This window comes from Chlamydiota bacterium, from assembly GCA_012729785.1.
In the GTDB taxonomy this organism is placed as follows: domain Bacteria; phylum Auribacterota; class Tritonobacteria; order UBA1439; family UBA1439; genus UBA1439.
On record JAAYCL010000010.1, the window covers coordinates 1 to 8,924 of the forward strand.

Annotated in this window: 11 protein-coding genes and 6 tRNA genes; 14 read left to right on the forward strand and 3 right to left on the reverse strand. The window is 66.1% G+C overall.

Annotated features, from left to right (window positions below):
• Window positions 1–481: 481 nt before the first annotated feature.
• The 12 genes from GXY35_01915 (at window position 482) to GXY35_01970 (ending at window position 6,280) form a co-directional block, all read left to right on the forward strand.
• Window positions 482–576 (forward strand) — tRNA-Ser (locus GXY35_01915).
• A gap of 111 nt (window positions 577–687) precedes the next feature.
• Window positions 688–954 (forward strand): hypothetical protein, encoded by a 267-nt coding sequence (locus tag GXY35_01920; protein NLW93357.1) that lies wholly within the window; start codon window positions 688–690, stop codon window positions 952–954.
• Between the two features lie 235 nt (window positions 955–1,189).
• The gene (locus GXY35_01925) at window positions 1,190–1,459 is read left to right on the forward strand and encodes a GIY-YIG nuclease family protein (protein NLW93358.1); all 270 of its coding nucleotides are present in this window, start codon (window positions 1,190–1,192) and stop codon (window positions 1,457–1,459) included.
• A 2-nt stretch (window positions 1,460–1,461) separates the two neighbouring features.
• Window positions 1,462–1,552: transfer RNA gene (locus GXY35_01930), tRNA-Ser, on the forward strand.
• Between the two features lie 38 nt (window positions 1,553–1,590).
• Window positions 1,591–1,893, forward strand: coding sequence for a hypothetical protein (locus GXY35_01935; GenBank protein ID NLW93359.1), 303 nt, complete (start codon window positions 1,591–1,593; stop codon window positions 1,891–1,893).
• 3 nt (window positions 1,894–1,896) lie between these two features.
• A tRNA-Arg gene (locus GXY35_01940) sits at window positions 1,897–1,973 on the forward strand.
• Entirely contained in the window at window positions 1,973–2,554 is a 582-nt protein-coding gene (locus tag GXY35_01945) for a nucleoside deaminase (GenBank protein ID NLW93360.1), read from the forward strand. The genes GXY35_01940 and GXY35_01945 overlap by 1 nt, the downstream gene beginning before the upstream one ends.
• Before the next feature lie 3 nt (window positions 2,555–2,557).
• Window positions 2,558–2,648: transfer RNA gene (locus GXY35_01950), tRNA-Ser, on the forward strand.
• Window positions 2,649–2,693: 45 nt separating this feature from the next.
• Window positions 2,694–3,593: a zinc ABC transporter solute-binding protein gene (locus GXY35_01955; GenBank protein NLW93361.1), complete on the forward strand. Its 900-nt coding sequence runs from the start codon at window positions 2,694–2,696 to the stop codon at window positions 3,591–3,593.
• Entirely contained in the window at window positions 3,590–4,354 is a 765-nt protein-coding gene (locus tag GXY35_01960; GenBank protein NLW93362.1) for an ABC transporter ATP-binding protein, read from the forward strand. The genes GXY35_01955 and GXY35_01960 overlap by 4 nt, the downstream gene beginning before the upstream one ends.
• Window positions 4,351–5,178, forward strand: a complete 828-nt coding sequence (locus GXY35_01965; GenBank protein ID NLW93363.1) for a metal ABC transporter permease — start codon at window positions 4,351–4,353, stop codon at window positions 5,176–5,178. Before GXY35_01960 ends, GXY35_01965 begins: the two co-directional genes overlap by 4 nt.
• Window positions 5,179–5,266: 88 nt before the next feature.
• Complete coding sequence (locus tag GXY35_01970; protein NLW93364.1) at window positions 5,267–6,280, forward strand: hypothetical protein; 1,014 nt, start codon at window positions 5,267–5,269, stop codon at window positions 6,278–6,280.
• An 18-nt stretch (window positions 6,281–6,298) separates the two neighbouring features.
• Here the strand turns inward: GXY35_01970 and GXY35_01975 are convergent, their stop codons facing one another.
• Window positions 6,299–6,631: a hypothetical protein gene (locus GXY35_01975; protein NLW93365.1), complete on the reverse strand. Its 333-nt coding sequence runs from the start codon at window positions 6,629–6,631 to the stop codon at window positions 6,299–6,301.
• A gap of 494 nt (window positions 6,632–7,125) precedes the next feature.
• Between GXY35_01975 and GXY35_01980 the strand changes: the two genes are divergently transcribed.
• Together GXY35_01980 and GXY35_01985 are read left to right on the forward strand one after the other, a co-directional pair.
• Window positions 7,126–7,201, forward strand: a tRNA-Thr gene (locus GXY35_01980).
• 113 nt (window positions 7,202–7,314) lie between these two features.
• Window positions 7,315–7,400: transfer RNA gene (locus tag GXY35_01985), tRNA-Tyr, on the forward strand.
• Between the two features lie 129 nt (window positions 7,401–7,529).
• On the opposite strand, the gene GXY35_01990 is transcribed toward GXY35_01985, so the two are convergent.
• Both GXY35_01990 and GXY35_01995 read right to left on the reverse strand, forming a co-directional pair.
• On the reverse strand, window positions 7,530–7,970 hold the full coding sequence (locus tag GXY35_01990) for a hypothetical protein (GenBank protein ID NLW93366.1): 441 nt from the start codon (window positions 7,968–7,970) through the stop codon (window positions 7,530–7,532).
• Window positions 7,971–8,091: 121 nt separating this feature from the next.
• The coding region (locus GXY35_01995) for a hypothetical protein (protein NLW93367.1) at window positions 8,092–8,924 on the reverse strand (833 nt) is incomplete at its 5' end.

Consider the following 8,924-nt stretch of genomic DNA (forward strand, 5'->3'; position numbering starts at 1 on the left):
CCCTGGCCGGCTTGAGCGGAGCCCTTGAAGGCTCAACCTCAAGCCGGCCAGGGAGATATGTCATGCCTGATGCTGGTACTCCTGTCGCAGCCGTGAAAATCTTTCACAAAGAAACGTCATGAGCCCAAATATACACCATAATCCGCCGCCGCGCAATTCATGCGCACGGGAATGCGCATAACATCCAGCGGCGCAGTAGGATACAGAATATGTATCTCAGCGAATATTTTCTCCCGCAGGACGGGGCGCCGATGCGGGGACAGACGCGGCCCGGGACGCCGAAAGACGCCGCGCGGCGGCGCATACCGCGGGAAAAGGCCGGGCAACGGGGCGGGTGCCGATAAGGTGCCCGAGGGATACCCTTGGGATGCCCAGGCCCAATCGGCATCGCGGGAACGCCGTGGGGGATATGCCCAGTGCGGAACGGGGGCAGGATTTCAGTGCCGACCCGCGGCCGCGGATGCTATACTGAATCTCCGGTGGAGAGGTGGCAGAGCGGTCGAATGCGGCGGATTGCTAATCCGCTGTACTGGTATAATGCCGGTACCGAGGGTTCGAATCCCTCCCTCTCCGCCAGATTCAATCGGGGGCATGCGCACGGTTGGGGACGGACGCTGGCGGGGCCCCATTGCGTGCGCGGTGGCGTTCCTTGACCGAAGGGGGGGCGTCCGCCCTCTGGAGGATGGGATGGCGGACGACGGGAGCCGGCTCGTCGCCGTGGCACGCGAGACGGACCGCATCAAGGCCTCCGCCATCGTGGACGCGCTGCGCGAGGAGGGGATCGAGGCGGAGTGGCGCGAGCCGCGCGCCCCGTGGTTCGACGGGCTGGAGCGGGACTGGCTCGGGGAGAGGTACGGGCAGATTCTCGTCCTCGACGCGAACCTCGCGCGGGCGCGGGAGATCGTCGCGGGCCTGAGGGCCGCGGAAGGGCCGGGCGGCCCGCCGGCGCCATAGCGCGGCGCCGGCGGCTTTTCGGGAAGGTGGCGGCGTGCGGCCTATCGGGCACGACTTGCCCGCCGAATAGCGGGGCGAAATCGTATCCGCGGTCATTCAGTTCCGGGCGAAGTAACAAGATCTGGAGAGGTGGCAGAGTCCGGTTTATCGCGCACGACTCGCCCCGCCATGAAGGCGGGGCGCCCCGCCTTTATGGCGGGGCGAAATCGTAGTGTTGGGTAGCACGGGTAATGACATGTATTATGTCTATATCCTGAAAATGGGTAATGAACAGCTCTATACGGGATTCACTAAAAATCTGAAGCGAAGGATGCAGGAGCACAACGGCGGCAAGGTTGACTCCACGAAAAGAAGGTTGCCCCTTACACTAATTCATTACGAGGCATATCTGAAAGAGAGCGATGCACGTAGAAGAGAGGAATTTCTAAAGAAATCTCAGGGTAAGAGATACCTGAAGCTGCAAATCCGTGATTGTTTAGCTGAATTGGGTTCGAGGGCTGAATAAATGGAGAGGTGGCAGAGTCCGGTTTATCGCGCACGACTCGAAATCGTGTAGACCTTAACGGTCTCGTGGGTTCAAATCCCACCCTCTCCGCCAGTTTCTGCAAACGAGGATTCATCGAACAGAGGGACGCCATGCACCGATCGGAGATCAAGACGGTCCAGCCCGCGTCCGTGTTCGCGCTGCTGTTCAGCGCGGTGTTCATCGTCGGGCTGGTCTACCTGCTCGCTTCGAACCTCGGCCTGATGCCGCGCGACCTCGGGCGGATGCTTCAGGCGATCTTCGCCCGGCTGAACAGGCTCACCCCTGTGCCGCGGTCGCTCGCGTACGCCGCCTTCTGGGGCGCGGCGGCGGGAGTTGTGGGAATGGCGGCGTCGCTTGTGTATAATATCTTCGCCGGTATCGTGGGCGGAATCAAGGCGGAGATCGAGGAGTAACGCGCGCCCGTAGCTCAATTGGATAGAGCGTTTGGCTACGGACCAAAAGGCTGGGGGTTCGACTCCCTCCGGGCGCGCCATGATTACGGGTGCTCGCTGTCGGGTTCCCGCTTCCAGGGACGGGGCGTCCACACAACCCTGCGCGCCGGGTCCCGCGAGCGGGTCGGCGGAGATCCTCCCTCCCATGACGCACGCTGACGCGGAGCGCGATCTCGGGTACATGCGCGAGGCGCTGAAGGAGGCCGCGCAGGCGTTCGAGGAGGACGAGGTCCCGGTGGGCGCGGTGATCGTGCGCGGGGGGCGCGTCGTCGCCCGGGCGCACAATCAGGTCGAGCTCCTCAGGGACGCCACCGCGCACGCCGAGATGATCGCCCTCACGCAGGCCTCCTCCGAGGCCGGGGACTGGCGGCTCGACGGCGCGGCGCTCTACGTCACCAAGGAGCCGTGCCCGATGTGCGCGGGCGCCATCGCCCTCTCCCGCGTCGCGCGGCTGGTCTTCGGGGCGCGCGATCCGAAGGCCGGCGCCGCCGGGTCGAGGATGGACATCCTCGGGAGCGGCTGCCTCAACCACACGGTCGAGGTCGAGGCGGGCGTGGAGGAGGGGGAATGCGGGGCGCTGCTCAAGGCGTTCTTCAAGAAGCAGCGCGCGGCGGCAACATGATGCGGAGAGGTGCGAGAGCGGTTTAATCGGCACGCCTGGAGAGCGTGTGTACCTCTCAAGGGTACCGAGGGTTCGAATCCCTCCCTCTCCGCCATTCCTTCCCCGGGCCGTGCGATCGGGGTGCACGCGGGGGTAACCCGTGAACAGGAAGATCGCGATCATCGCGCTCCCCCTCGGTCTGTTCCTCCCCCACACCGCGGCCCCCGACCCCGCCCCCGTCGAGAAGATCGGCGTGGTCGCGACCATCCTCCCGTACGCATATTTCGCCGAGCGGGTGGGGGGGGAGGCGGTCGAGGTGTCGGTGATGGTGCCCCCGGGCGCCAACCCGCACAGCTACGAGCCCGCGCCGCGGCAGCTCGACGCGCTGGGCCGGGCGCGGCTGTACGTCAAGGCGGGCACCGGGATCGAGTTCGAGCTGGCCTGGATGGACAAGCTCACGGCGCTGAACCGGACGATGCGGGTGTGCGACGCCTCGCGCGGGATCGCCCCGCTCGGGGTGGAGGGGGAATGCGGGCACGCGGAGGAGCGGGGGCGTGCGCACGGCGCCGTGCGCGGGCGGGATCCGCACGTGTGGCTCTCCCCCGCAAACGCCGCCGTCATCGCCGAGAACATACGCGCCGCTTTGGCGGAAATCGACCCCGCCCGCGCGGAGGCGTACGCGGCGAATGCGCGGGCGCTGCGGGCGGAACTCGATCGTTTGGACGGGGAGGTCGCGGCGGCGCTCCTTCCCGCCCGCGGCAAAACGTTCTTCGTCTTTCACCCCGCGTGGAGCTATTTTGCCGCGCGGTACGGCCTCGTGCAGGCGCCGATCGAGGCCGGGGGGAAGGAGCCTGGGGCGAGGGGGTTCGCGGCGTCGGTGAAACGGGCGCGGGAGCTCGGGGCGAACGCGGTGTTCGCGTCGCCTGAGTCGAGCCGGAGGGGCGCCGAGGTCGTCGCCCGGGAGATCGGGGGGCGCGTGATCGTCATCGACCCGCTCGCCAGGAACTATCCCGAGAACCTCCGGCGCGTGGCGGCCGCTTTGGCGGAGGAGGCGCGATGAGGGGCGAGGAGATCGTGCGCCTGAAGGACGTCTGCGTCTCCTACGGGGGCGTGCCGGCGCTGGAGGAGGTGAACCTCTCCGTGCGGCAGCGGGACTTCCTCGGCATCATCGGGCCCAACGGCGGCGGGAAGACCACCCTCCTCAAGACGATCCTCGGCCTCATCGCTCCGTCGCGCGGCGAGGTGCGCGTCTTCGGCCGGAGGCCGCAGGAGGCCGGGAAACTCGTCGGGTACGTGCCGCAGCATGTCCCGTTCGACCGCCTCTTCCCGATCAGCGTCTGGGACGTCGTGCTGATGGGGCGGCTCGCTCACGCGCCCCGCCTGGGGTACTACAAGGCGGAGGACCGTGCGCGGACGCGCCGGGCCCTTGAGACCGTGGGGGCGTTCGACCTCCGGGACCGCCAGATCGGGGAACTGTCGGAAGGGCAGAAGCAGCGCGTGTTCATCGCGCGCGCCCTCGTCACGGACCCCAGGCTGCTCCTGCTCGACGAGCCCACCGCGAGCATCGACGCCTGCGCGCAGGAGGGGATCCACCTCCTCCTGAAGCGGCTGCGCGAGCGGATGGCGGTGGTGCTCGTGACGCACGACGTCGGCGTCCTCTCCGCGCACGTGGACACGATCGCCTGTCTGAACCTCCGGCTCCACTACCACGAGTCGAAGGAGATCACCCTCGACGACCTCCAGGCGGTCTACGGGTGCCCGGTGCAGATGATCGCCCACGGCGTTCCCCACCGGGTGATGGAGGCGCACGGAGTCCGATGACCGGGATGCTCCAGTACGAGTTCGCGCGGAACGCGCTCGTTGCGGCCCTGCTGGCGAGCGTCGCCTGCGGCGTCATCGGCTCCTACGTCGTGGTGAAGCGGCTCGCCTCCATCAGCGGCGGGATCGCCCACGCCGCCTTCGGCGGGATCGGCATCGGCTACTTCCTCGGGATCGATCCGCTCCTCGGCGTGCTGCCGTTCAGTCTCGCATCGGCGGCGGGGATCTGGGCCGTGAGCAGGAGAGGCCGCCTTCCCGAGGACACCGCCGTCGGGATCTTCTGGGCGATGGGGATGGCGGTCGGCGTGCTCTTTATCGGGCTCACGCCCGGCTACGCCCCCGACCTGTTCGGCTACCTGTTCGGCAGCATCCTGACCGTCCCGCGCTCGGACCTGTACCTGATGCTGGCGCTCGACACGCTGATCGTCGCCGTGGTGGGCCTGCGCTACAAGGAGCTTCTGGCGCTCTCCTTCGACGAGGAGTTCGCGAAGGTGTCGGGCATCCGGGCGGAGGCGATGTACCTGATGCTCCTTGGGCTGGTGGCGGTCACGGTGGTCGTACTCATCCGGATCGTCGGGATCGTGTTGGTCATCGCCCTCCTGACCATCCCCGCGGCGATCGCGCGACAGCACACCCGGAACCTGACGCGGATGATGGCGCTCTCGACACTCGTCTGCGCCGTTTTGTCCTTCGCGGGCCTTTGGATCTCCTACGCAACGGACCTTCCCTCCGGCGCCACGATCATCCTCCTCGCCTGCCTCGCCTTCGCGGCGTCCGCCGCGGCGCGCGCGGCCGCCGAGCGGACGAGGGGGCGTTCGGCCCGCTGACAGCCGGAATCCCGGCTCTTTCCCGCCGGCGGGGCCGCCGAACGGTACGCTTGCCACGGCACTGCGCCGATGGTAGTATCCTGAAGGTATGAGCGCGATCTGGTTCGGGCGTGCGGCGTTCCGCGGGGCGCGCTTCACCCTCGGGTTCGTTCTCCTCGTGGCGGTTTTCTCCTCTCCCTCGGCGGCCTATGAGCCGACTGTAGGGCCCACGGAGATCCCCACCGTTACGCCCACGCCCACATCGACGCCCACGGAGATCCCCACCGCAACACCCACGCCGTCCCCGCTCCCGGAGTACCTTGTGCTTTCCGCGAAAAAGGAGGACGAAGACGGCAACGTCCGCCTGCACTACACGTGCGATTTCCAGCGGTATGACTATCGCGGGACGCCGGTGGACGTCTACCTCGCCGCGGTGGCCGGACCGAGATTCACGGACGATGAGCCGTTCAATCTCGGCACGCTGTTCGACGCGGACGAGGTGCGCATCTTCAGGGCCGATATGGGTACCTACGTCTCCAACGGCGTGGTCGAGGGCCCTACATTCCGCGGGGCGGTATTCACCTCGGCGGAAAGCAGCTCGCTGCTGATCAACACCGTGTCGTCGGAGATCTACCGTCAGCCGTTCGCCTTCGCGGCGGCCTTCGTCCGGTCCGGGACGGGGGAATTCGTGGCGACGGACGGTTTCCCCGTGGCGGGCTCCGGCATCGTCACCCCGTTCCAGTATCGCGCCGTGATACTCGACAGGACCATACACGTGGGGGACGACTACGATTCGTATATGGCGGATTGGGAGGTTCCGAATCCGGAGGGGCTGAGCATAGACGTCCGGTTCTCGATGGCGCATGTCCCCAACGGGCTCGCCGTGCTTCACGGCGGGTATTGGGGAACCTACTACCGCAACGCGGTCTACCTGAACGGCTCCTACCTCGGCGCCATTCCCGGTCTCATGAACGGGAACCACTGGGCGTGGTCAACCGTCTATGTCTCGCCGGAACGGTTCCGCGAAGGCGGGAATACGATGGGGTTTCGCGACGACATCAATCCGGAGACCGGGCACTGGGACAACTACATGGCGAAAGGGTGGGAGCTCCACTACAACTGAGGAGCGGCGGGCGGGAACCTACCTGTACGAGCTGCGGCGGTTTGCCTTGAACGCCACCGACTTGTTGTGGGAGATGCTGCTCCACTTGTACTTCCGCGAGATCTCCGTGTAGACGCGCTGTGCCTGCTTGTCCATCTTCTTGTCGAGGCAGGTCTGGCAGCACTGGAACATGTTGTGCTGTTTGAAGTCCGGATCGGCGGAGAGGGCGGATTCGGGCGCGTCGCTGCCAAGCGTCTTGTCGCACACCGCGCATCTTCCTTCGGCCGTCTCAGGCGCTTCCGAGTACGCGGGTTGCGCGATGAGCATCGCAATCGCCAGGCACCACAGGAGATATATCGTCTTCGTCTTCATCTTCGCTCCTTCATCGAAAAGATAGCTGACCGATGGACGCGTGTCAAGGGGGGGGTGGATTTTGGCCTTCTCCCGGTTTCCGAGAAGCGCTGCGGTGCGCATCTCGGTGGACGAAAAATCGGGTGACGCGGGGACTCTTCGACGACATCCCGCAGGGCTGCCCGCAGCGCGTGAGGGTGGAAGATGATTGCGAACGTCAGAGAAGCCGCCCAACTCTATGCCGATGCGCAAAACAGGCTACGTCGAACAGTGACCGTGGGGCATCCGGTCTCGGGATAAAGCGCTTGAATGCGACCTCGGCCTTTCGTAGCATTGATACGGCGGCGTTCCATGCTGACCCGAGGCGGGTAGGTCGTGACTGTTTTGTGGCCATATTTCGGCGACACTGGTCAGGAATGGTCGCGGACAGCACAACGCGCCTTTGGTGGAGAATGAACGCAACGCACCGGTAATGCGGGTAATTAGAGCACGCGGCAGGGGTCGCGGCGCACAGGGCCGATGTAGCTCAACTGGCAGAGCAGCTGATTTGTAATCAGCAGGTTATCGGTTCGACTCCGATCATCGGCTCCACCGCCTCTTGTGGGCGGCGGGGGGGTGCGCTATAATGCGTCCTGAAAAAGGCGGCCGCATCTCCCGCTCCTTGCTTTTGTTCTTTGCGCCGTACACTTCTTCTGCTGTTGCGTGGGTAGGTACCCAAGCGGCCAAAGGGGGCAGACTGTAAATCTGCTGGCTTTTGCCTTCGAAGGTTCGAATCCTTCCCTGCCCACCAGTTCCACGGCAAAGAAAATGTAACGTGTACGGTGTGGGGTAAAAGATAAAGGGCGGGCATCGTGGTAGGTTCCTGACGACGATGCCCGCCCTTCCGCTGCTCTCTCTCTCTCTCTCTCTCTCTCGACGGCTACTCCACGATGAAGCTGTTGCTGTAGTCCACCTCCGCGATCGTTTTGCCTTCCATCACCGCGGCGACGAACTGGCATGTCCCCTTCGGCCAGTCCGCCGGAAGATGCATGTCGAGCGAGGCGGTCATCGCCGTGTTGAACGGAAAGCCGACGGCCGCACGGGGGGCCGCCTCGACGGTCTCGATCTCGACGAACCCCTTCCCCGGCCCGGCGTAGCACTCGATGCGACCGTCCGGGAGCATCACGCCGAGGATGATGGCGACCGTGCTGATGCCGTTTGGAACGATCTCCCAGTGGAGCGTGATCGTCGAGCCGGCGGCGACGCGATTGTGCGGGACGGAGAGATGCAGCCCCGCTTCCTTGGCCAATGACGAAGCCGCCGCCGCGCAGAGCGCGCACGCGACACAGACGGCCACCCACCTCTCTCTTCCCTTCGCCATGACACCCCCGCCTCTTTACTTTGATATTAGCACAGTATGCCCTCGGGGGCAAGCATCCTGTACGGCATCCGGAGATCCGGGACAGGCGACGTTGGAGGGGGGGCGTGACGGGGCCGTTTCGTTATTTTGGATCGGGCTTCGCCGTCGAGCGCCGGGCGCAGAAGAAGGCGGTCAGGGCCGCGATGCCGGCGCTCCATGCCGCGGCGAGCGGCCATGTGAGAGCCTCCTTCCTAAAGAACGCCGGGAAGATCCGAAGGGGGAACCTCGGGAAACAGTACGCGGCGAGATGGCGGTGTTTATAGAGGAGCCCGGGACGCGCGCAGCCGAGCCAGCCGAACGCGAGGCTCGCGGCGAGCAGGAGGGCGAAGAGGGCGGCGAACGGCCGGCGCAGCCGCGCCGCGAGCGCGGCGCAGATAGCGGCGCCGAGGAACGGCGCGGGCGCGACCATGTAGCGCGGGGGCGGGGCGAAACCGCCCCACCAGAAGACGAACTGCGCGCCGGGGAGATAGATGGCGAGCAGCAGCAGGCCTATGTAGATGCCGAGGGCGCGGCGCGTGCGGAAGAGAATGACCAGCCCCGTGGGCGACAGGAGGTAGACGGGCGACCAGGAGAGGAGGCCGTGCCCGCGGTCGAGGAGGATGCCGAAGACGCCGTCGAGAAGGCCGCGGCTCGAGAGGCCCCGCTCGCCGTAGTTCTGGTACAGGTATCCGGCCGCGGGATTGAGCGACCCGAAGGCGCGGTGCTGGTACGAGAGGAAGAGGGCGAGGGAGGCGAGCAGCGGGACCGCGGCGACGACAAGGGCCGCCGCGCGGCGGCGAGGGTTTTCGTCGGTCCACGCCCGGCGCGCGTGCATCGCCGCGAGGAGGAGGGCGGGGAGGAGGAAGCGGAAGGAGAGCCACGGGAGGAAGGCGACGCAGAGGGACGAGATGATGAGGGAACCCGTGAATCGGGGAG

Coding starts and splice junctions, on each gene's coding strand:
- GXY35_01935 (NLW93359.1), top strand. CDS start 1,591: ATGCACCGATCGGAGATCAAGACGGTCCAGCCCGCGTCCGTGTTCGCG.
- GXY35_01925 (NLW93358.1), top strand. CDS start 1,190: ATGTATTATGTCTATATCCTGAAAATGGGTAATGAACAGCTCTATACG.
- GXY35_01990 (NLW93366.1), bottom strand. CDS start 7,970: ATGGCGAAGGGAAGAGAGAGGTGGGTGGCCGTCTGTGTCGCGTGCGCG.
- GXY35_01965 (NLW93363.1), top strand. CDS start 4,351: ATGACCGGGATGCTCCAGTACGAGTTCGCGCGGAACGCGCTCGTTGCG.
- GXY35_01970 (NLW93364.1), top strand. CDS start 5,267: ATGAGCGCGATCTGGTTCGGGCGTGCGGCGTTCCGCGGGGCGCGCTTC.
- GXY35_01945 (NLW93360.1), top strand. CDS start 1,973: ATGATTACGGGTGCTCGCTGTCGGGTTCCCGCTTCCAGGGACGGGGCG.
- GXY35_01975 (NLW93365.1), bottom strand. CDS start 6,631: ATGAAGACGAAGACGATATATCTCCTGTGGTGCCTGGCGATTGCGATG.
- GXY35_01960 (NLW93362.1), top strand. CDS start 3,590: ATGAGGGGCGAGGAGATCGTGCGCCTGAAGGACGTCTGCGTCTCCTAC.
- GXY35_01920 (NLW93357.1), top strand. CDS start 688: ATGGCGGACGACGGGAGCCGGCTCGTCGCCGTGGCACGCGAGACGGAC.